This is a genomic window from Sulfitobacter sp. PM12 (assembly GCF_045586035.1).
GTDB classification, from domain to species: Bacteria; Pseudomonadota; Alphaproteobacteria; order Rhodobacterales; family Rhodobacteraceae; genus Sulfitobacter; species Sulfitobacter pontiacus.
Map to the genome: position 1 here is coordinate 1474997 of NZ_CP151529.1, position 19855 is coordinate 1494851.

Consider the following 19855-nt stretch of genomic DNA (forward strand, 5'->3'; position numbering starts at 1 on the left):
GCTTGAAATGGGTCGGCGTTACTTGCCGCCGATGCTGAGGGCAGAGGCCATACCGGGGGCTTTGGATTCCCCGCCCAGCTTCTCGCGCACACCGGCCTCGATCTTGTCGCCGGTGTCTTTGTCGATGTTGCGCCAGTATTCAAAGGCACGGACCAGCACCTTTTCGCTGACACCGTCGCACAGGTGCCCCACCACATTCGACACCAAACGTTCGCGGGCATCGGCATCCATCACCTCGCGGACAAGCTTGCCGGCCTGGCTCCAATCATCGTCATCGGGGCGCAGGGTATAGGCCTGACGCACCATGTCGCCATCGGAATACCACAGGCCCGCTTCATGCTGATGCGGCTGCGCAGAGGGCCCACCATATGAGTTGGGCGCGTATACCGGATCAGACACTTTTTCAGTCCGGCCCGCACCATCTTTTGAATAGCTATGGGTCGGCGATACGGGTTTATTGACCGGAATCTGCTTGTAGTTGACACCCAGCCGCGCGCGGTGCGCGTCCGCGTAGGAAAAACCCCGTGCCAACAGCATCTTGTCTGGCGACAGACCCACGCCCGGCACCATATTGTTCGGCTCGAATGCGGCCTGTTCGATCTCTGTATGGAAATCGGTGGGGTTGCGGTTCAGGGTCAGCTTGCCGACCTCGATCAGCGGGTAGTCCTCGTGCGGCCAGACCTTGGTCAGATCAAACGGGTTGATGCGATAGGTCTTGGCATCCTCGTAAGGCATGATCTGCCATTTGAGCGTCCAGCTCGGGTAGTTCCCGTCGCGGATGTTGTTGAACAGATCGGCGCGGTGGTAGTCGCCGTTGGTCCCCGCCAGCTTGTCGGCTTCATTCTGGCTAAGGTAGGCATTTCCGTCGCCCTGATCGGTGTGGAAGTGGAACTTGACCCAGAACTTTTCACCCTCGGCGTTGACTAGCGAATAGGTGTGGCTGGAATATCCGTTCATCTCGCGCCAGTTTTTCGGAATGCCACGGTCGCCCATGAGATAGGTCACCTGATGCGCGCTTTCGGGCGAGAGCGTCCAGAAATCCCACTGCATATCGTGGTCGCGCATGTTGTTATCCGCACGGCGCTTCTGGCTGCGGATGAACTGCTGGAACTTGATCGGATCGCGGACAAAGAAGATCGGGGTGTTGTTGCCGACCATGTCAAAGATGCCTTCGTCGGTGTACATCTTGACCGAGAAGCCGCGCGGGTCGCGCCATGTGTCCGGGCTGCCGCGTTCGCCTGCCACGGTCGAAAACCGCATCACCACATCGCATTTCGCGCCGGGCTGGAAGATATTCGCCATCGTGTATTTCGACACGTCTTGCGTCGTCTCGAAGGTGCCAAATGCGCCCGAGCCCTTGGCGTGGGGCTGGCGCTCTGGAATACGTTCACGGTTAAAATTCGCCATCTGTTCAAGCAGATAGTGGTCATTCAGCACGATCGGGCCATCGGGGCCAACGGTCAGCGAATGCTCATCGCTTTGAACGCGAATGCCAGCGTCTGTGGTTGTGGGAGGGGTTTGCTTCTTGTCGGTCATCTGTAGCTACTCCTTCAGGGTCCACAGGCAAAACCTGTAGCGTGACGGATGGTTCCCGACCAAATGCGTAAGGAGTTGAATAGAAGTGTGGCCGCTTGGCGCGCTTAATGGGTCGCCGTGTGAAAGCGGATCACCTGCGCGTTATCCGCCGGATCGACAAGGAAATGCCCGCAGACGCCAAAGACCTCGCGCAGGAGGGTTTCTGTCATGATCTCGGAGGGGGTGCCGATGGCGCGCAGCTTGCCATCTTGCAAGACGCAAATCCGGTCGCAGAGCGTGGCTTGGTTCAGGTCGTGCAGGGCGATGATCGCCGTTGTCGGCAGGCGCTGGATCAGCTCAAGGATCGAAAGCTGGTGGCGGATATCCAGATGGTTCGTCGGCTCGTCCAGCAGCAGCACTTGCGGCCTTTGGGCCAGTGCACGGGCGATATGAACGCGCTGTTGTTCACCGCCCGACAGCGTGTGCCAGTGGCGGTCGCCAAAGCCCGACAGATCCACATCCGCCAGCGCCTGCGTGACGATGGCGTCGTCCCCTGCGCTCCACCCGCGCAGGGCGGACAGCCATGGGGTGCGGCCCAGTTCAACGGCATGGCGCACGGTGATGCGATCTGCGGTATCGGCGTGTTGTTCGACCAGCGCCAGCCGCTGTGCGATATCGCGCTGGCGCATCTTTGCCAGCGGTGCGCCGTCCAGCTCGACCCGCCCGCGCGAGGGTTTCTGAATACCGGCAAGCATATGCAGCAACGTGGATTTGCCCGACCCGTTCGGCCCGATCAGCCCCAGCTTTTCGCCCGGCCGCAAGGACAGGGACACGTCGTTGACGATGGCGCGGTTGCGCACCCGCCAGCCCAGTTCGTGACAGGACAGAATCATGGCGACGTCCTTTTGCCAATCAGGATCAGTGCAAAGACGGGCGCGCCGACCAAAGCGGTCACCACGCCGATGGGCAGCACTTGGCCCGGTACAATCACTCGGGAAATCACATCGGCAAAGACCAGAAACACCGCCCCCGCCAGTGCGGAAGCAGGCACAAGGATCGCGTGACGATGCCCCACGACGATGCGCATGGCATGGGGAATCACCAGCCCGACAAAGCCGATCGCACCTACCACCGAGACCATCACCGCCGTGACCAGCGCCGCCGTGCCGATCAGCAGCAGCTGCACGCGGCGCACCGGAATGCCCAAGGACGCGGCGCTGTCGCTGCCGAAGGTAAAGGCATCCAGCGCGCGGGCGTGCCACAGACAGGCCAGCAGCCCGATCATCGCCGCGGGCAGGGCGCTTAGTACATCGGGCCAGCGCACGCCCGACATATTCCCCAAAAGCCAGAACATGATAGCACGGGCCTGTTCGGCATTGGCCGATTTCGTGATCATCAGCGCGGTCAGGGCGTTGAACATCTGGCTGCCCGCGATACCGGCCAGCACGATCACGCCCGCGGCCCGCAGGCCCACACCGCCCCCTGCCGCCTGCGCCAGCAAAGCCACAAAAGCGAAAGCCACCAGCGCCCCGCTGAACGCACCGATAGACAGCGAAATGGCACCACCCCCCAGCCCGAGGATGGTCACCGCAACAGCGCCGGTGGACGCCCCCGCAGAGATGCCCAGCAGATAGGGATCCGCCAGCGCATTGCGCAGCAGTGCTTGCAACACGACGCCCGACAGCGCCAGACCGGCGCCACAGCACATTGCCACCACGGCCCGCGCCATGCGGTAGTTCCACACGATGCCCTCGTCAATCTTGTCGACCGCATAGCCCGCGTTCAGCGCCTTGTTGGCCAGCACCTTCAGCACCACCAGCGGCGGGATAGAGACCTCGCCGATGGCCGCACCAAACAGCAGTGTGGCCAGCAGCACCGGCGGGATGATCACCCACCAGTGCCACTGCGGCCTGCGCATCACAGAGCGGTCGATTGCGGTCATTCGGCTAGATCGAAACCGGACAGCGCGTCAGCCATCGTTTCCAGCGCATAGATCGCACGCACGGTCGGGTCCATCGCATGGGCGTCCATGGTGATGATGCGGCCCTCTTTCACCGCGGTCATCTCGCGGGCGACGGGGTCGTTCATCAGGAAGCTGCGTTTTTTCTCGATGTCATCCGCGGGGAAGCGGCGACGGTCCATTTTGGCAAGCACGATGAACGTCGGGTCGGATTTCGCCAGAGTCTCCCATCCGACCAGCGGCCATTCCTCGGCCGAGGTCACGACGTTTTCAACGCCAAGCTTGTCCATCATATAGGCGGGCACACCCTGTTGACCTGCGACATAAGGGTCCGCCGCCATCTCGGACGACGAGAACCAGAACAGCGCCGAGGTGCCTTGGGGCAGGTTCAGCGATTTGGCTTTCTCGACCGCCTTTGCCTCACGCGATTGCAGGTCTGCCAGCAGCGTGGCACCGGCGTCTTGCGCGTTATAGATCAGGGCGAGCTCTTCGATGCTGGTATACAGCTGCTGGGTCGTGAACAGTTCAGATCGCGTGCCGTCCGCGCCGACAGAATTATCCTTGGCCGCGCAATCGGTGGGCATCACATAGGTCGGCACGCCCACCTCGTGAAAGCTGTCGCGGGTGCCGACCATACCTTCGGGGCCGACGTGCCATTCATACATCACGGTGACCAGATCGGGGCGTTTGCCCAACACGCTTTCAAAGCTGGGGTCGTTATCCGCCAGCCGTTCAATCGCATCGTTGGTGTCTTTGAACTCTGGCAAAACGGGGCTGAACCAGACAGAGGTTCCCGCGATCCGGTCCTGCTGGCCCAGCAGATACAGGATCTCTGTCGTGGATTGCCCGATGGTCACGGTGGTCTGGGGTGCCGCGTCAAAGCTGAGCGTATGGCCGCAGTTGTCGATGGTCAGCGGATAGTCTGTCTCTGCGCCAAGCGCGGTGCTGCCCGCAAGGCTCGCAATCAGGGTCAGGCTCGAAAAAAATGGTTTCATATCAAGGGCTCCGGTTGGTCCGATGCCGGGGTCTTTGAATAGAAAGAGAAGGGGCCAGCCAAATGGCGCGCGGGCGCATTTTGGTCTGCGCGTAAGGTAATATCCGGTCCCATCATCATCCTCTCCCGAGCAACCCCGCCCGGTGTTTCAGGTTCAGTGTCGGCAGGTCTCCTGACTGACGGATCGCGGCTGTCCCCGCCTTCCCGGACCTTGAGGCCCAGTGGCATGATGGAGGTAGCTCACCGTCTACAGTTGCGGGGGCAGTTCCGGTTCATCCACACCAAAGCGCGGATGGCGAATTCCCTATTATTTCCCGAAGGAAACCGACCCGGTTTCGATGACAGTTGTCCGCCCACCCGTCAAGTTGCGTTTTTGCGGTCGTCATCGCGGGACAAAGGCAAATAACGCAGGCCACGGTTCCGCAGAACGGGCGAGAGGCAAATAACAAACGGATGGAAAACCAAGTGGCAGCCCGTAGGGGAGTCGAACCCCTCTTTTCAGGTTGAAAACCTGACGTCCTAACCGATAGACGAACGGGCCACTTAACTTGTGAGCGCTTCTTTAGGCAAAGCCATCGGCGGGCGCAAGTGCAAGCCGCATGAGAAATTGGGGAAATACGGCAAAAAAATCACATCTTCTGATGCCATATTCCAAGGGGCGTATGGCGAGGGGGAATCGCCGTGTGAAACGCGCGCCGCGCTCGGGATGAGGGCGCGCGTTTCCCTTAGATTTCCCAGTGAAAACCTGTCGCTTTTTCGGAGACGGTCCAGAGTTTCTCCATCACGGGTTTGTCGTAGGCATGGGGGTTCAGGGTGCCTTTGCCAACGGGCCCTCCGGTTTGCAGCCATCCGGTCGGGCCATAAAGCGCGCGCTGCGCCAACCCGTCTTCGGTCGCGCACATGACTTCGGGATACGCGCCTTTTTCGGCGGATTGCACCATTGGCGTCTTGCTCATCATCCACCAGGTGACCCGTGTGAAAAGCCCGCCGCTTGTGCTGATCAGCGAGGTCGCCGACGCGCCGGGGTGACAGACGTATACCTCAACGCGGCTGTCGGTGGCTTTCAGCCGGTCCTGAAGCTCATAGGCAAACATCATCTGCGCCAGCTTGCTTTGGCTGTAGACCGCGTTGGCGCTATAGTTCTTGTCCCAGTTCATGTCGTCGAACTGTATCGTCTTGATCCCCATGTTGTACCCGAGGCTGGACACCACAACGATCCGGCCCGCACTTTCCTGAATGCGATCAAACAGCATCCCGCACAGCAGGAAGTGCCCATAGTGGTTGGTGCCAAGCTGGCTTTCGAACCCGTCAACGGTCAGCTGCTGTGTCGGCACCTGCGCGATGGCAGCGTTGCAGATCAGCGCGTCAATCCGGGGAACGGTGCGTTTCACCTCCTCCGCCGCGGCGCGCACGCTGGCCAGATCAGACAGATCCATCCGCACAAAGCTCACCTCGGCGTTGGCACCGAACGTGTCCTTGAGCGTTTTGATCGCGGCGATGGATTTGTCGGCGTTGCGGTTCAGCATGACGACTTTTGCCCCCTTGGACAGCAGGATGCGCGTGGCCTGAAAGCCCGCACCGGCCGTCGTGCCGGTGATGAGATATGTTTTCCCCTTGAGCGATCCAAGGCGATCAGGTGTCCAGCCTTTGGGTCCGAAAGTCGTGTCCTTCATCGTCATGTTCCTTTTCGATGTCAGCGCGGCAGCGATGCGCGGTGTGTTTGGTGTTGAAGGGTAAATAGCTCTCGGCTGGCTCTCAAAATAGGCGAGATCGTCGCGAATACTTGCCTGATTGTATCACGCGCTTGTGAAAGGCCGATGTGACGCAGTAGATTGCCCTCATGAGCAAAGACCAGATCAGACAGCTAATCCGGAACAACGCGACCCAAGAGGGGCTGACGGGAGCCGGCATTGACGGGGTGCGCCTGTTTCGGGCCACGCAGGCGATTCATTGCGTGCCGGCGGTCTATGAACCCAGCGTTATTGCTATCGTCAGCGGGGCGAAAGAGGCTGTGCTGGACGGGCACAGGTACATCTATGACGACAGCCGATATATGTGCTGCCCGATGTCGATGCCGGTGAAGGCCGGCGCGCCGACCGCCTCTGCCGAAAGCCCGCTCTACGGGGTTATCATTTCGCTCGATAAGCGGATGATGACAGAACTGTCGATGGAGATGGAAAATACCGGCAATGTGATTCCCGAGGTCAAAGGCGGTTTGCGCGCGCAGGGGATCAGGCTGGCCGCTTGGGATGATGCCTTTGCCGACGCGCTGCTGCGTTTGCTGCAATTGGGTGGCAATCCGGCGGATACGGCGATTCTTGGCGAGGCACGGCTGCGCGAGCTTTACTACGCGATCCTAAAGGGGGAGGCAGGGAGTTTTGCCAGACAGGCCTTCGGCGCGGGCAATGCGATTGCACGGTCGATCGCGCATGTATCCTCTCACCTGGACGCGCCGATCTCTATTGATGATATGGCGTCCCGCGCCGGGATGAGCCGCGCCGCATTTCATCGCAAGTTCAAACAGGTGACGACGATGGCCCCGATCCAGTTTGTCAAATCCATGCGGCTCAACAATGCGGCGATGAAGATCGCAGGCGGCATGTCGGTGAACGAGGCGGCGGTCGATGTGGGATATGTCAGCCCGTCGCAATTCAGTCGCGAATTCAGGCGGATGTACGGGCAATCCCCGCGCCAATGGGGGGATGCCCAGCAGTTTCCGGTTGAAATGGGCCAATAAGGGGCTGCCATCGTCTGTATGTTGGCAGCGCCTTTTCACAAGTCTGGTGCTATGATCAGACGTCTACAACCACCTTGCCGATGGCTTGCCCGCTGGTCAGGCGGTCATAGGCCCCGCCCACCGTATCAAGGCCGAATCTCTGGTCATCAAGCAAGGGCTTCAGCGCCCCTGCGTCCACAATCTCTGCCAGTTTGGGCAGGTCGGCAGCTTCGAACGTCGCGTCGTCACCGTAGGCGGTAAGGGTCATGGCTTTCATAGTGGTCATCCTCGAGTGTGTCTGATGCCCCCTATCTAATGACTGCCCTGATTTATGTAATTGACCTAATTTTGAGTTCAGTTTTCTGATTGTGGATATAAAAGGCGAGGCGTAAACCGCCGTCAGAGACATCAGAGCTTAGCCGTCCAGTCCGCCGCGCGAGATCAAACAGCGCAGAAACAGCGGCAAACACATCTCGCCCAAGATCATGGCGCATTGTCTTCAGAATGTCGGGTAAGGGCACAAGTGGCAGCCCGTAGGGGAGTCGAACCCCTCTTTTCAGGTTGAAAACCTGACGTCCTAACCGATAGACGAACGGGCCACTTAGCTTGTGAGCGCTTCTCTAAGGAATGCGGCGCAGGCGCGCAAGCAGAAATCGAAAGAAAATGAAAAATTTTTACGCAGGTGCCGCATCTTCCAGACGCAGCTGCACAGACTGTCGGCCGCGCCACGTATTGATGTCCAGACGGCCCGCCAGATGGAACCGTGCACCACCGTGGTTTTCCAGTGCCGGGCCAAGCGGGCCGTCAAATGCACCAAAGGCGATGGCGTCCATTTTGGTGTTGTTGCCGTCGCCGAAACTGATCTTGAGGTGGCTTTCACCCACCCGCTTGGCAAAGCGTATCTGCATGTCGGCAAAGGCATATCGCGGGGCAGGGGCACCGGCCCCGAAGGGGCCTGCCTGTTCCACCTGCTGCGCCAGTTCCACCGTCGCGGCGGCGGGCATCAACATGCCGTCCAGCTTCAGGTCTGCCGCGCCAGCCAGATGCGCGCCCTGCTTGGCCAGTAGCTCTGACAGCCGCGCCATGGCGGCGTCCAGCTTGTCTTCGGCCACGGTCAGCCCGGCGGCCATTTTATGTCCGCCGCCCTTGATCAGTAGCCCCTCGGCTGCCAGCCGCTGGATCGGCGCGCCCAGATCGATCCCCGAGACAGAGCGGCCAGAGCCTTTGCCGATGCCATCCTCGAACCCGATCACGATCGACGGCCGGTTCGACGCCTCTTTCAAACGCGAGGCGACGATGCCCACCACGCCCGGATGCCAGCCCGCGCCCGAGGCCCAGACCAAAGGCGCGTCAAAGCCGCGGGCCTCTGCCTGATCCAGCGCGGCGGCGCGAACGGCGGTTTCAACATCGCGGCGCTCGGTGTTCAGCAGGTCCAGCTTTTCGGCAAGCGACTGCGCCTCATGGGGATCATCGCAGGCCAGCAGCCTTGCCCCCAGATCCGCTTGCCCGATGCGCCCGCCCGCGTTGATCCGCGGGCCAAGCAGAAACCCAAGATGATAGGCCGCCGGGGCCGTATCCATCCGCGCCACATCGGCCAAGGCGGCAAGCCCCAATCTGTCGCGCCGCGCCATGACGCGTAGCCCCTGACGTACAAAGGCGCGGTTCACGCCGATCAACGGGGCGACATCGGCCACCGTGGCCAGCCCCACCAGATCCAACAGCGCCATCAGGTCAGGCCCGTGTGTGCCCGCTTCGCGCAGTTGGCGCCCTGCCTCGACCAGCATCAAGAACACCACTGCCGCGGCACAAAGATGCGCCAAGGCACCGTCTTCATCCTGCCGGTTGGGGTTCACCACGGCCAAGGCGTCGGGCAGGGTCTCTCCGCCCAGGTGGTGGTCCAGAATAACGACATCCGCGCCTACCGCCGCGGCCACCGGCCCATGAGACAAGGTCCCGCAGTCAACGCAGACGATCAGATCATGGGCCGCGGCCAGTTCGGCCATTGCGGCGTCGTTGGGGCCATATCCTTCGTCGATCCGGTCCGGTACATAAAGCGTCGCGGCGCAGCCCATCTCGCGCAGCCAGACCAGCAGCAGCGCGGCAGAGCTGCCACCATCCACGTCATAATCCGCAAAAACGGCAATCCGCTGACGTGCTTTGACCGCAGCAAGAAAACGCGTCGCGGCTTTTTCCATGTCGCGCAGGGAACGCGGGTCAGGCAGCAGATCGCGCAACGACGGCGCAAGAAACGCTTCGGCCTCTTCCGCCGCCACACCGCGCCGCGCCAGCACCTGACACAGGGCCAGCGGCAGGCTGGTCTGCTGCACCAGAACTTCGGTCGCGCGTTCCACCTCGACACCGGGGCCAACCCAGCGACGCCCCGTTAAAGACGCATCAACACCTAGAAAGCTCATGCATCTCCCCCTTCCAAATGGTCAAAAATCCTCGCCGAAGGCATCCGTCCCATCCTCCCCACAATGGGCAGGGCAGGGGGGCGGCCGCGCCCCTCGGGGTTACAGATCCTCGATCCGCAGCGCCACAGGATCGCTTGCCAACACACCGGTTTTCGCCATCGCGGCCAGAGCCTCGTCCAGCGCGGTGCGGCTGCATTTATGGGTGACGATCAAGACGGGGGCCTGATCGCTGCGGTGTTCGGTCTGGCGCATGCGGTCGATGCTGATCCCGGCCTCTCCCAGCACGGTGGCGACTTTGGCCAGGGCACCGGGTTTGTCCAGCAGGCCCATGCGCAGATAGAAGGCGGCGGGGCGCTGCGACAGGGCCGCGGTGGCCGAGGCGAGCGTTGCCGCCTTCTGGCCAAAGACCGGGCCATGCCAGCCGCGTGCGATATCGCAGATGTCCGACAATACAGCGCTGGCGGTGGGGCCTTCACCGGCACCGGGGCCGCGCAGGACGATCTGCCCGATCGCATCGCCTTCCAGCACGATCATATTGGTCCCGCCCGCGAGTTGCCCCAGCGGAGAGCTGTCGGGCACAAGGCAGGGCTGCATGCGCTGTTCCAGCCCGCGGCCGGTCATTTGCGCGACGCCGAGAAGCTTGATCTTGTATCCCATATTCGCGGCAGCCTGAATGTCGTCGATGCTGACGCGCTGGATGCCTTCGATCTCGATCCCGTCGAAATCCACCTGTGTGCCAAAGGCGATCGACGACAGGATCGCCAGCTTATGCGCCGCGTCAATCCCGCCCACATCAAGGTTCGGGTCCGCTTCAAGATAGCCAAGCGCCTCGGCCTCCTCGAACAGGGAGTTATAGCCGTTGCCGGTCTCTTCCATGCGGGTCAGGATATAGTTGCAGGTGCCGTTCATCACGCCCATGACGCGGGTGATCTCGTTCCCGGCAAGGCTTTCCGTCAGCGCCTTGATCACGGGGATGCCCCCGGCCACGGCAGCTTCATAGCGGATCAGGCAGCCCGCGGCTTCGGCTTGTTCGGCCAGCGCCTGACCGTGGATCGCCAGCAGCGCCTTGTTGGCAGTGACCACATCCTTGCCTGAGGCAAGCGCGGCTTCGGTCGCGTCCTTGGCGGGGCCTTCGTCGCCGCCCATCAGTTCGACAAAGACATCCACATCGTCACGTTTTGCCAGTGCGACGGGATCATCTTCCCACGCGTAGCCCGACAATGTGACACCGCGGTCCTTGTCGCGGCTGCGGGCAGAGACGGCGGTGATGGTGACGGGGCGACCGGTGCGGGCCTCGATCAAGGCAGCCTGCTTGCGGATGATCCGCACCACGCCAACCCCAACGGTGCCCAATCCGGCAATCCCAAGACGAAGCGGTTGTGACATGGTGCAATCCTTTTGGTGGTGCGCGGCAGCGGGCTGCGGCGTTTCGGGGGTTTAGCCGCGATGTAGCCCTTTCCTACCGCGCACGCAACGCGACATTGCATGCGCCTTATTGCAGACCTTGGGACAAACGCTGCTTTTCCGACCCCGACAGAACCGATCCGCGCAAGCGCGCCGCGCGCGCCTGCAATCGTTCGACCCGCGATGTCAGCCCGTTTTCGGTTTGCGGGATGTTCACCTGTCCGGCCTCGGCCTTGGCAAGCAGCGGATCGACCGGCACAAGCGCGGGATAGTCCGAGGCGAGAAGCTCGGGCGTGGCACGGCTGTCGAGCGCGGGAAACTGCGTGCAGGCCGCGGGCAGGGTCAGCGCGGCAAGGCAGAGCGGAAGAAGGATACGGTGCGTCATAGATCAGTCATGCACCAGCGACGGAATTCGCGCAAGCAGGGGTTTGCCTTTGAACATGCGTTCAATTAACCTTTGACCCATGGCGCGTACAACCGGATCACATTCTGACATCACTCGGCCCAAAATCCGCGCGGCAGCGTTGCGGCTTTTCGCCCGTCACGGCTTTGCTGCCGTATCCATGCGGGCACTGGCGACGGAAGTCGGGGTGCAGGCGGGCGCATTGTATAATTACACGCCGGACAAGCAGACGTTGTTGTTCAGCCTGTTGCAGGACCATATGAACGACCTGCTTGCGGCCTGCGACAGTGACCCCAGTCAAAGCGCGGTGGATCGCTTGCGCAAATTTGTCGATTTTCACATCCGCTTTCACGCCGACCGCCCGGACGAGGTGTTCATCTCTTATATGGAACTGCGCAACCTCACGTCCGAGAATTTCGCCGAGGTCGAAGCATTGCGCCGCCAGTATGAAGACCGGCTAGAGACGATCTTGCGAGACGGGGCGGCGGCGGGGGATTTCGCCATCGCGGATACCAAGATCGCGACCTTGGCGGTGATTGCGATGCTGACAGGGGTGAATACGTGGTTTCGCGCAGGCGGACGGCTGTCGCTGGACGAGGTAATCGCGCAATATTGGGATATGGTGCGCAAGTCCGTCACGGCGGGGTAGGCCCCCGCGCGTGACGCTGGTTTTCAAGGAGCTTAGGGCCGCAGGGCGTTAATCGTCGAAGCCGACGAACCGCGTGACTTCTTCGACGGGGCGGCGGGTAGAGACGACGGCATTGGCCGAAAAATCCTCGTCCGGCCAGCCCATGGCGACGCAGGTCATGATCACCTGATCGTCGGGGATTTGCGCATGTTCACGCACCACAGGCGATTGCATGATGCCCTGACCGTTGATCACGCAGCCCAGACCTTTGCTCCACGCGGCGAGGACAAGGCCGTAGGTCACCGCGCCCAGATCGAAATGCGCGATGGTGCCATTGTCATCCAGCGACTTGTCAAAGCAGACGACGATGGACACCGGCGCATCGAACTGGCGGAAGCCGCGCATCACCCAATCCTGACGGCGCTCCTTGTCGTCGCGTTCGATCCCCATAGCAGCAAAGAGCTGTTTCGCGATGCCGACCTGCCGGTCGCGGTGAACACCGGCATAGGCCCCGTGATCGCTGATTTCACGTACCGGCGGCACGCCTTGCAACATACGGGTCGAATTCCCTTCACGGACTTTCTCAAGCGGTTCGCCGGTCAGCACATGCAGATGCCACGGCTGGGTGTTCATCGAGGATGGCGCGCGATTGGCCAGTGCGATGACCTCTTCCAGCAGGGCGCGCGGCACGGGGTCTTTCTTGAAGCCCCGGATGCTGCGCCGTTCCTGCATTGCCTGTTTCAGTTCCATCTTGCCCTCCCGCAAATTTCCTGACGGCTGTCAGACTGTTGCAGTTCCGCGGTGGGGTCAAGCGCGGGCGGGGCCGCGTGCCGCTGCGTCAGATCAGCAGTTCGGCACGTTGACCGCCAGCCCCCCAAGCGAGGTTTCTTTATACTTTTCAGACATATCCGCACCGGTCTGGCGCATGGTTTCGATGCAGGCGTCCAGCGGCACCAGATGCGTGCCGTCGCCGCGCAGCGCAAGCGACGCGGCGGAGACCGCCTTGATCGCGCCAAGCCCGTTGCGTTCGATGCACGGCACCTGCACCAGACCGCGCACGGGGTCGCAGGTCATGCCCAGATGATGCTCCAGCGCGATTTCGGCGGCGTTCTCGATCTGCTGCGGCGTGCCGCCCATGACGGCACAGAGCCCGGCGGCCGACATGGCGGCGGCGCTGCCCACTTCGGCCTGACAGCCCGCTTCCGCCCCCGAGATCGACGCGTTGAATTTGACCAGCCCGCCGATCGCCGCAGCGGTGAGCAAGAAATCCTCGATATGCGCCTCTGATGCGCCGGGGACGTGATCCAGATAATAGCGCAAGGTCGCGGGCATCACACCCGCTGCGCCGTTGGTGGGGGCGGTGACGACTTGCCCACCGGCGGCGTTTTCCTCGTTCACCGCCATAGCGTAAACGCTCATCCAGTCGTTGATCGTGTGGGGCGCGCGCTGGTTCTGGCCGCGTTCTTGCTGCAGCGCATCATGGATCGCTTTGGCGCGGCGTTTGACATTCAACCCGCCGGGCAAGATGCCATCGGTTTCGAGCCCGCGGTTGATGCAATCGTTCATCACCTGCCACAGCCGCTTGGTGCCGTCGCGCAGCTGCGCCGCCCCGCCGCGCGATTCCTCGTTGGCGCGTTTCATCTGGGCGATGCTCTTGCCGGACTCTGCCGCCATCTGCAGCATCTCGGTTGCGGACTTAAACGGGAAGGGTATCGGCGCGCCTTCGTCTGTGTCCTTGCCCGCCGCCAGTTCGGCTTCGGTCATCACGAAACCGCCGCCGATGGAATAATAGGTCTCGCGCAAGCTAACGTCGCCTTGGGCGTCGGTGGCCATCAGCATCATCCCGTTGGCGTGGCCGTCGAGCTTGGTGTCATAGTCAAAGATCATATCGGACTTGGGCGCGAAACTCAGCGTGCCAAGGTCTGGCAGGGTGATCGTCTGCGTGCGGTTGATCTCGGCCAGTACCTCTTCGGCGCGGTCATTGTCGTAGTCTTGCGGCGTGAACCCCGCGAGGCCAAGGATCGTCGCGCGGTCCGTGGCGTGCCCCACACCGGTAAAGGCCAGACTGCCATGCAGCGATGCGCGCAGGCCCGCGAATTTGAACGGAGAGGCGCGCATCAGGTCCAGAAACCGCGCCGCCGCTACCATCGGCCCCATCGTGTGCGAGGAGGACGGGCCGATGCCCACTTTGAACATATCGAAGACAGAGAGAAACATCAGGTGGCACTTCCTATGGGTGGGATGGCAAGGTGGGGCGCGGTAAAGGGCGTGAGCCCCAGCCCTTCAGCGGTTTGCGCGGCCGCCGTGCAGGGGAGCGTTTCGACCCTTGCGCAAAGCGCGTGCAGATGCGGGGTGGCGCGCAGATCGAACCAGCCGCGATCACGGTTGCGCGGATACAGCGCACACCAGCGCAACAGCGGGGCGAGGTAAAGCGCAAGCGCGAGGGGCAGCGTATCCGCCGCGGCCCGGTCATCCAGCCTGCGCAGGTGGGTCTGCAACGCTTGGGTTACGGTTGTGTGCAGCGCGTCTTGGGCGGCGTTGTCAGCGCCCACGTATTTATCAGGGTAAAACAGCATACGCAGGGCAGGGTGCACCGTATTGGCAACGAAAAACAACCACTTGAGGAAATCCGCCCGTGTGGCATCCATCGCGGCAGGGGCCAGCCCCCCATGCCGGTCCGCTAGCCACAGCAGGATTGCGCCGGTTTCGAACATCGGCCCGTCCGGCGTCTGCAACGCGGGGATCAGCCCGTGCGGGTTCAGCGCGCGATAGGCGGGGGCAGACTGCGCCTGCGCCGCGCGATCGACCAGACAGGTGTCATAGGCCACGCCCTGCGCCTCGAGCGCGAGGCGGATGATCAGGGAGGCATTGTCGGGGGCGTAGTGCAGCGTGTAATCGGTCATAGGCCGGTGGTATCCCATTGCGCCGGAGGCGGGCGATTGAAAACGACCGATCTGCGCGGTTTGCGGTACTCTATCCAGATTATCGGCGCGTAACACCCCCGTGGGGTCGTGGCGCAGGCCATGTGTCACCGCCCGCAGGCCACGCGACGCGACGACAATGCGGTTTTGAGGGTCGCGCGCCGGCGCGGCTGCGTCTATAAGGGCGTCGATTAACGAGGAGTCGCTGCCATGACCGGAGAATTGTCACCCATCGATAAGGCCAAATTTGTCGCCGCCAAACGCGCTGCACAATTTGTAGAAGACGGAATGCGCGTCGGATTGGGCACCGGCTCTACCGCCGCGTGGCTGGTGCGCTGTTTGGGCGAAATGGTGCGCGACGACGGCTTGCGGATCAAGGGCGTGCCCACGTCGACCCGTACCGCGCAGTTGGCGCGCGAAGTGGGGATCGAGGTGATCAGCCTGGATGAAGCCAAGTGGCTGGACCTGACCATCGACGGCGCGGACGAGTTCGACGGAGAGCTGAACCTGATCAAGGGCGGCGGCGGTGCCTTGCTGCAAGAAAAGATCGTGGCCACCGCCTCCGATCAAATGGTCGTGATTGCCGACATCGGCAAAGAGGTCGAAACACTGGGCGCATTTCCCCTTCCGGTAGAGGTTATTCCCTTTGGCTGGCAGACCACACAAGCGCTTGTCGAAGAGACTTTGGTGTCGATGGACGTGCTGGGGCGCAATTCCACGCTGCGTATGAACGGCGACATCCCCTTCGTGACGGACGAGGGGAACTACATCCTTGACCTGCATCTCAAGCGGATCGGCAACACCCGCCAGATGGCTTTGGTCATGAACCAGATGCCGGGCGTAGTTGAAAACGGGCTATTCATTGATATCTGTGATGCCGTGGTGATCGGCTATGGCGATGGCCGCGTCGAAGTGCGCGACATCAACGAAGGCACTGTTGATCGCGATAAGATGGAGTTTGTCGAGACGGATAACCTGTTCTCCGACCTGAGCGATTAACAAAGAAAGGCCCCGGCCCAGATGAGCGATTTTGATTACGACCTTTTTGTCATTGGTGGCGGTTCCGGCGGCGTGCGCGCGGCACGTGTTGCGGCGGGCGAATACGGGGCCAAAGTCGCCCTCGCCGAAGAGGACCGCTATGGCGGGACATGCGTGATCCGGGGCTGCGTGCCGAAAAAGCTGATGGTTTTTGCCTCGGGCTACGCCGAGCTGGTGGACGAGGCGCAGTGCTTTGGCTGGGACATCAAGCCGGGCACCTTTGACTGGCACGCATTTAAGACCCGTTTGAATACTGAACTGGACCGGCTGGAAGGCGTCTATCGCAAGCTCTTGGCCAATTCGGAGGTCGATACCTTTGACCAGCGCGCCACGATCAAGGATGCGCATACTGTGCAGCTGGCCAACGGCGAAACCCGCACGGCCAAACACATCTTGCTGGCCACCGGCGGCCGTCCGGTACGCCCTGATGTGCCGAACGCCCAGCTTGGGATTGTGTCGGACGATATCTTCCATCTCGAAAGCCTGCCCAAGTCGATCCTGATTGTGGGTGGCGGCTATATCGGCTGTGAATTCGCCTGTATCCTGAATGGTTTGGGCGTCGAGGTGACGATGTACAACCGCGCGGCGCAGATCCTGCGCGGGTTTGATGACGAGGCCCGCGGACTGATCGCTGAATCGATGACAAATGCAGGCGTCGATATCCACTGCGGCACCAGCATCGTCGAAATGGCGCTGGAATCCGAACATGAGGCGGGCACCATGCCCAGCAACTCTGACGCGGCGATGGGGGCCACGGCTGAGCAATCGAACGAGCTGAACAATTGCGACGCGCGCGCAGGCACGCAGGGGCCGATTTGGGTCAAAGCCTCCAACGGGGCCGAGAAGGTTTTTGACATGGTGCTGTTCGCCACAGGGCGCGCACCGAATACCGATGGCATGGGGCTGGAAGAGGTCGGCGTGTCGCTGGGCCGTCGCCAAGAGGTCGAAGTCGACGAATACAGCCAGTCGGGCGTACCGTCGATCTATGCCATCGGCGATGTCACCGACCGCGTGAACCTGACACCTGTTGCGATCCGCGAAGGCATGGCCTTTGTGCAAACCGTCTTTGGCGGCAACCCGACGCCCGTGGATCACGACCTGATCCCGTCGGCCGTGTTCACACAGCCCGAATTCGGCACCGTCGGCCTGACAGAAGAGCAAGCGGCAGAGCAGGAACCGGTCGAGATTTACTCGGCGTCGTTCCGGCCCATGCAAACGGCCTTTGCCGAAAAGAACAAACGTGTGATGATGAAGCTGATCGTCAGCAAGGAAACACGCGTCGTTCTGGGGTGCCACATCGTCGCACCAAACGCGGGCGAGCTGATCCAGCTGGTGGGCATTGCCGTGAAGGCGGGGCTGACAAAAGAGCAATTCGACGCGACCTGCGCCGTGCACCCGACCATGTCCGAAGAGCTGGTCACCATGCGCAGTCCGACACGCACTGCTTGAAGTTCGGGCGAATATGCCCAACTCTGCACAAGATAAAACCGCGTAGGCGGTTGGGATAGGGCCGCTGTAGCGGCCATACATAGGGAAGAATTAATGGCTGGAAATACAGGCGGTCCTTGGGGCGGCGGAGGAAACTCAGGCGGTGGGAACAATGGTGGCGACCGCAACCGGCCCGGAGGGCAGCGGCCCACCGGTGGTGGCGGGCGCGGTCCGGGTGGTGACAAAGGTCAGATGCCCGAGATCGACGATCTGGTCAAAAAGGGTCAGGAACAGCTGCGCGTGCTCATGGGCGGCAAAGGCGGCACTCGTAATTCCGGCGGCTCTGGCGGGAATATGGGCGGCGCAGGCCCCAAGTTCACCCGCGGCACAGTGGGTCTGGGTCTGGTGGCGGCGGCCGTCGTCTGGGGGATGGCAAGCTTTTATACCGTGCGCCCTGAACAGCAGTCGATCGAGCTTTTCCTTGGGGAGTTTTCGGGCATCGGGACAGAGGGTCTGAACTTTGCCCCTTGGCCTTTTGTCACTGCCGAAGTCTTTGACGTGACCACCAACCGCGCCGAAACCATTGGCGCAGGACGCAGTGGCGACGACAACGAAGGGCTGATGCTGACCACGGATGAAAACATCGTCGATATCGATTTTCAGGTCGTCTGGAACGTAAAGAACGCCGAGAACTTCAAGTTCTCGCTGCGGGATCCGCAAATGGCGGTGCGTGCGATTTCTGAATCCGCCATGCGCGAGATCATCGCCCAGTCCGAGCTGGCACCGATCCTCAACCGTGACCGTGCCACCATCGAAGCCTCCGCGCGCGAGCTGATCCAGACCACGCTTGATAACCGCGAGACCGGGATCAACATCATCCGCGTCAACTTCAACAAGGTGGATCCGCCCAGCCAGACCGTCACCGTGACCGATGCAAACGGCAACACGACGCAGGAATCCGTCATCGACGCCTTCCGTGACGTTCAAGCTGCCGAACAGGAACGCGATCGGGTGGAACGTCAGGCGGACGCCTACGCCAACCGCCGCACCGCCGAAGCCCGTGGTGAATCCGCCCGCCTGCTGGAAGCCGCCGAAGGGTACCGCGCGCGTGTGGTCAACGACGCCGTGGGTGAGGCAAGCCGCTTTGAAGCGGTATTGCAGGAATATGAAGCAGCACCCGATGTGACCCGTCGTCGTCTGTACATCGAGACCATGGAGAAAGTACTGGGGGACGTGGACAAGATTATCCTCGAAAACGGCTCTGACGGGACCGGGCAGGGGGTCGTGCCTTACCTGCCGCTCAATGAACTCCGCAACTCCAACCGAGGATCGAACTGATGCGTAAACTCAATATCCTCATCCCCGTGGTTGTGATCGCAGCCGTTGTCGCCCTGTCGTCGATCTTTATCGTGGACGAACGTGAACGCGCGCTGGTGCTGCGTTTCGGCCAGATCAAACAGGTGCGTGAAGACGCGGGCATCGGGTTCAAAATCCCGCTGCTGGACGAGGTCGTCCGCTACGACGACCGTATCCTGTCGCTTGAAACGCCGATGATCGAGGTCACCCCCGCCGATGACCGTCGTCTCGAAGTGGATGCCTTTGTGCTGTACCGCATCAACAGCGTGCGCCAGTTCCGTCAGGCCCTTGGCACCGACGGTGGCCGTCAGGCGGAAATCCAGTTGAACGGTATTCTTGACGGTCAGATCCGTGCGGTTCTGGGCTCGCAGGGGGTGACATCCAACACCATCCTGTCGCCCGAACGCTCTGCACTGATGGACCAGATCCGCGAACGTTCTGACGCGCGTGCGCAGGCGCTTGGTCTGGATGTGGTCGATGTGCGTTTGCGCCAGACCAACCTGCCAGAGCAGAACTTTGACGCGACCCTGCAGCGGATGATCGCTGAACGTGACCGCGAAGCGACCGATGAACGCGCCCGTGGCCGCGAGGCGGCGCAACGTGTCACCGCTCTTGCGGATCGTACCTACGAGGAAATCCTCTCGGAAGCCCGTCGTGACGCCCGTATCACCGAAGGTGAGGCCGACGCCGAGCGGAACAAGATCTTTGCGCAAGCCTATTCCAAGGATGCGGAGTTCTTTGAATTCTACCGCTCGCTCAGCGCTTACGAGCAAGCGTTGAAGGGCGAGAATTCTACCATGGTGATGTCGCCCGACAGCGAGTTCTTTAACTATCTCAAGTCGGACGAAGGCAGCCGCAGCCAACGCGCGACCACCACCGGGACCGGCAACTGATCCTATCCACGGTGCACTTTCAAACAGGGGCTGGCAGAAATGCCGGCCCCTGTTTCGTTTGGGGGCATGACCACGGGATCAACGGGATGATGGGCGGCAATTTCGCATAGAAACCGAGGGTCGCGTTGACATGCGCGTGAGGATGACCATCTTTCACCTTGCAGCAGTGGGTTTGCAGATGCACT

At 61.6% G+C, this 19855-nt stretch carries 18 protein-coding genes, 2 tRNA genes and 1 riboswitch; of the genes, 6 read left to right on the top strand and 14 right to left on the bottom strand.

The genetic code is table 11. The features are described 5' to 3' along the window. Window positions 1-18: 18 nt before the first annotated feature. The 6 genes from AADW22_RS07045 to AADW22_RS07070 form a co-directional block, all read right to left on the bottom strand. Window positions 19-1536: a catalase gene (locus AADW22_RS07045; RefSeq protein ID WP_407474555.1), complete on the bottom strand. Its 1518-nt coding sequence runs from the start codon at window positions 1534-1536 to the stop codon at window positions 19-21. Between the two features lie 104 nt (window positions 1537-1640). After that, window positions 1641-2408: an ABC transporter ATP-binding protein gene (locus tag AADW22_RS07050; RefSeq protein WP_005852524.1), complete on the bottom strand. Its 768-nt coding sequence runs from the start codon at window positions 2406-2408 to the stop codon at window positions 1641-1643. Continuing rightward, window positions 2405-3433, bottom strand: a complete 1029-nt coding sequence (locus tag AADW22_RS07055) for a FecCD family ABC transporter permease (protein WP_407474584.1) — start codon at window positions 3431-3433, stop codon at window positions 2405-2407. Before AADW22_RS07055 ends, AADW22_RS07050 begins: the two co-directional genes overlap by 4 nt. A gap of 20 nt (window positions 3434-3453) precedes the next feature. After that, window positions 3454-4470 carry an ABC transporter substrate-binding protein gene (locus AADW22_RS07060; RefSeq protein WP_407474556.1) on the bottom strand — a complete coding sequence of 339 codons (1017 nt, stop codon included), beginning with the start codon at window positions 4468-4470 and terminating at the stop codon, window positions 3454-3456. A gap of 143 nt (window positions 4471-4613) precedes the next feature. Next, window positions 4614-4813, bottom strand: a riboswitch (cobalamin riboswitch). A gap of 122 nt (window positions 4814-4935) precedes the next feature. After that, a tRNA-Glu gene (locus AADW22_RS07065) sits at window positions 4936-5010 on the bottom strand. A 184-nt stretch (window positions 5011-5194) separates the two neighbouring features. Further along, window positions 5195-6142, bottom strand: a complete 948-nt coding sequence (locus tag AADW22_RS07070; RefSeq protein WP_407474557.1) for an SDR family oxidoreductase — start codon at window positions 6140-6142, stop codon at window positions 5195-5197. A 167-nt stretch (window positions 6143-6309) separates the two neighbouring features. Here AADW22_RS07070 and AADW22_RS07075 point away from each other — a divergent pair, with 167 nt between their 5' ends. Beyond that, window positions 6310-7206 (top strand): AraC family transcriptional regulator N-terminal domain-containing protein, encoded by an 897-nt coding sequence (locus AADW22_RS07075; RefSeq protein ID WP_407474558.1) that lies wholly within the window; start codon window positions 6310-6312, stop codon window positions 7204-7206. A gap of 55 nt (window positions 7207-7261) precedes the next feature. On the opposite strand, the gene AADW22_RS07080 is transcribed toward AADW22_RS07075, so the two are convergent. From AADW22_RS07080 to AADW22_RS07100, 5 genes are all read right to left on the bottom strand, one after another. After that, on the bottom strand, window positions 7262-7594 hold the full coding sequence (locus AADW22_RS07080) for a zinc-binding dehydrogenase (RefSeq protein WP_407474559.1): 333 nt from the start codon (window positions 7592-7594) through the stop codon (window positions 7262-7264). Between the two features lie 115 nt (window positions 7595-7709). Further along, window positions 7710-7784 (bottom strand) — tRNA-Glu (locus tag AADW22_RS07085). A 75-nt stretch (window positions 7785-7859) separates the two neighbouring features. Beyond that, window positions 7860-9599: a single-stranded-DNA-specific exonuclease RecJ gene (recJ, locus tag AADW22_RS07090; RefSeq protein ID WP_407474560.1), complete on the bottom strand. Its 1740-nt coding sequence runs from the start codon at window positions 9597-9599 to the stop codon at window positions 7860-7862. Window positions 9600-9698: 99 nt separating this feature from the next. After that, a complete protein-coding gene (locus tag AADW22_RS07095; RefSeq protein WP_074635663.1) occupies window positions 9699-10985 on the bottom strand; it encodes a homoserine dehydrogenase in 1287 nt (428 codons plus the stop codon). 106 nt (window positions 10986-11091) lie between these two features. Then, on the bottom strand, window positions 11092-11388 hold the full coding sequence (locus AADW22_RS07100; RefSeq protein ID WP_064216019.1) for a hypothetical protein: 297 nt from the start codon (window positions 11386-11388) through the stop codon (window positions 11092-11094). Between the two features lie 79 nt (window positions 11389-11467). Here AADW22_RS07100 and AADW22_RS07105 point away from each other — a divergent pair, with 79 nt between their 5' ends. After that, window positions 11468-12055: a TetR/AcrR family transcriptional regulator gene (locus tag AADW22_RS07105; protein WP_407474561.1), complete on the top strand. Its 588-nt coding sequence runs from the start codon at window positions 11468-11470 to the stop codon at window positions 12053-12055. 48 nt (window positions 12056-12103) lie between these two features. On the opposite strand, the gene AADW22_RS07110 is transcribed toward AADW22_RS07105, so the two are convergent. The 3 genes from AADW22_RS07110 to AADW22_RS07120 all read right to left on the bottom strand — a co-directional run bounded on the left by AADW22_RS07110 (window position 12104) and on the right by AADW22_RS07120 (window position 14937). Further along, window positions 12104-12784, bottom strand: coding sequence for a nitroreductase (locus tag AADW22_RS07110; protein WP_037943891.1), 681 nt, complete (start codon window positions 12782-12784; stop codon window positions 12104-12106). 93 nt (window positions 12785-12877) lie between these two features. Continuing rightward, window positions 12878-14251 carry an L-serine ammonia-lyase gene (locus AADW22_RS07115; protein WP_407474562.1) on the bottom strand — a complete coding sequence of 458 codons (1374 nt, stop codon included), beginning with the start codon at window positions 14249-14251 and terminating at the stop codon, window positions 12878-12880. Further along, window positions 14251-14937, bottom strand: a complete 687-nt coding sequence (locus tag AADW22_RS07120; protein WP_407474585.1) for a glutathione S-transferase family protein — start codon at window positions 14935-14937, stop codon at window positions 14251-14253. The genes AADW22_RS07115 and AADW22_RS07120 overlap by 1 nt, the downstream gene beginning before the upstream one ends. A gap of 228 nt (window positions 14938-15165) precedes the next feature. On the opposite strand from AADW22_RS07120, the gene rpiA reads away from it, so the two are divergent. The 4 genes from rpiA (at window position 15166) to hflC (ending at window position 19670) form a co-directional block, all read left to right on the top strand. Further along, entirely contained in the window at window positions 15166-15954 is a 789-nt protein-coding gene (gene rpiA / locus AADW22_RS07125; RefSeq protein WP_005852551.1) for a ribose-5-phosphate isomerase RpiA, read from the top strand. Between the two features lie 21 nt (window positions 15955-15975). Next, window positions 15976-17442: an FAD-dependent oxidoreductase gene (locus AADW22_RS07130; RefSeq protein WP_037943896.1), complete on the top strand. Its 1467-nt coding sequence runs from the start codon at window positions 15976-15978 to the stop codon at window positions 17440-17442. A gap of 93 nt (window positions 17443-17535) precedes the next feature. Beyond that, window positions 17536-18759: an FtsH protease activity modulator HflK gene (hflK, locus tag AADW22_RS07135; RefSeq protein WP_386173644.1), complete on the top strand. Its 1224-nt coding sequence runs from the start codon at window positions 17536-17538 to the stop codon at window positions 18757-18759. Next, a complete protein-coding gene (gene hflC / locus AADW22_RS07140) occupies window positions 18759-19670 on the top strand; it encodes a protease modulator HflC (RefSeq protein WP_009826613.1) in 912 nt (303 codons plus the stop codon). The genes hflK and hflC overlap by 1 nt, the downstream gene beginning before the upstream one ends. Window positions 19671-19855 lie beyond the last annotated feature (185 nt).

Excerpts from the sequence above, each read along its gene's own strand:
- AADW22_RS07045 (WP_407474555.1), bottom strand. The coding sequence starts at position 1,536 with ATGACCGACAAGAAGCAAACCCCTCCCACAACCACAGACGCTGGCATT.
- AADW22_RS07050 (WP_005852524.1), bottom strand. The coding sequence starts at position 2,408 with ATGATTCTGTCCTGTCACGAACTGGGCTGGCGGGTGCGCAACCGCGCC.
- AADW22_RS07055 (WP_407474584.1), bottom strand. The coding sequence starts at position 3,433 with ATGCGCAGGCCGCAGTGGCACTGGTGGGTGATCATCCCGCCGGTGCTG.
- AADW22_RS07060 (WP_407474556.1), bottom strand. The coding sequence starts at position 4,470 with ATGAAACCATTTTTTTCGAGCCTGACCCTGATTGCGAGCCTTGCGGGC.
- AADW22_RS07070 (WP_407474557.1), bottom strand. The coding sequence starts at position 6,142 with ATGAAGGACACGACTTTCGGACCCAAAGGCTGGACACCTGATCGCCTT.
- AADW22_RS07075 (WP_407474558.1), top strand. The coding sequence starts at position 6,310 with ATGAGCAAAGACCAGATCAGACAGCTAATCCGGAACAACGCGACCCAA.
- AADW22_RS07080 (WP_407474559.1), bottom strand. The coding sequence starts at position 7,594 with ATGTCTCTGACGGCGGTTTACGCCTCGCCTTTTATATCCACAATCAGA.
- recJ (WP_407474560.1), bottom strand. The coding sequence starts at position 9,599 with ATGAGCTTTCTAGGTGTTGATGCGTCTTTAACGGGGCGTCGCTGGGTT.
- AADW22_RS07095 (WP_074635663.1), bottom strand. The coding sequence starts at position 10,985 with ATGTCACAACCGCTTCGTCTTGGGATTGCCGGATTGGGCACCGTTGGG.
- AADW22_RS07100 (WP_064216019.1), bottom strand. The coding sequence starts at position 11,388 with ATGACGCACCGTATCCTTCTTCCGCTCTGCCTTGCCGCGCTGACCCTG.
- AADW22_RS07105 (WP_407474561.1), top strand. The coding sequence starts at position 11,468 with ATGGCGCGTACAACCGGATCACATTCTGACATCACTCGGCCCAAAATC.
- AADW22_RS07110 (WP_037943891.1), bottom strand. The coding sequence starts at position 12,784 with ATGGAACTGAAACAGGCAATGCAGGAACGGCGCAGCATCCGGGGCTTC.
- AADW22_RS07115 (WP_407474562.1), bottom strand. The coding sequence starts at position 14,251 with ATGTTTCTCTCTGTCTTCGATATGTTCAAAGTGGGCATCGGCCCGTCC.
- AADW22_RS07120 (WP_407474585.1), bottom strand. The coding sequence starts at position 14,937 with ATGACCGATTACACGCTGCACTACGCCCCCGACAATGCCTCCCTGATC.
- rpiA (WP_005852551.1), top strand. The coding sequence starts at position 15,166 with ATGACCGGAGAATTGTCACCCATCGATAAGGCCAAATTTGTCGCCGCC.
- AADW22_RS07130 (WP_037943896.1), top strand. The coding sequence starts at position 15,976 with ATGAGCGATTTTGATTACGACCTTTTTGTCATTGGTGGCGGTTCCGGC.
- hflK (WP_386173644.1), top strand. The coding sequence starts at position 17,536 with ATGGCTGGAAATACAGGCGGTCCTTGGGGCGGCGGAGGAAACTCAGGC.
- hflC (WP_009826613.1), top strand. The coding sequence starts at position 18,759 with ATGCGTAAACTCAATATCCTCATCCCCGTGGTTGTGATCGCAGCCGTT.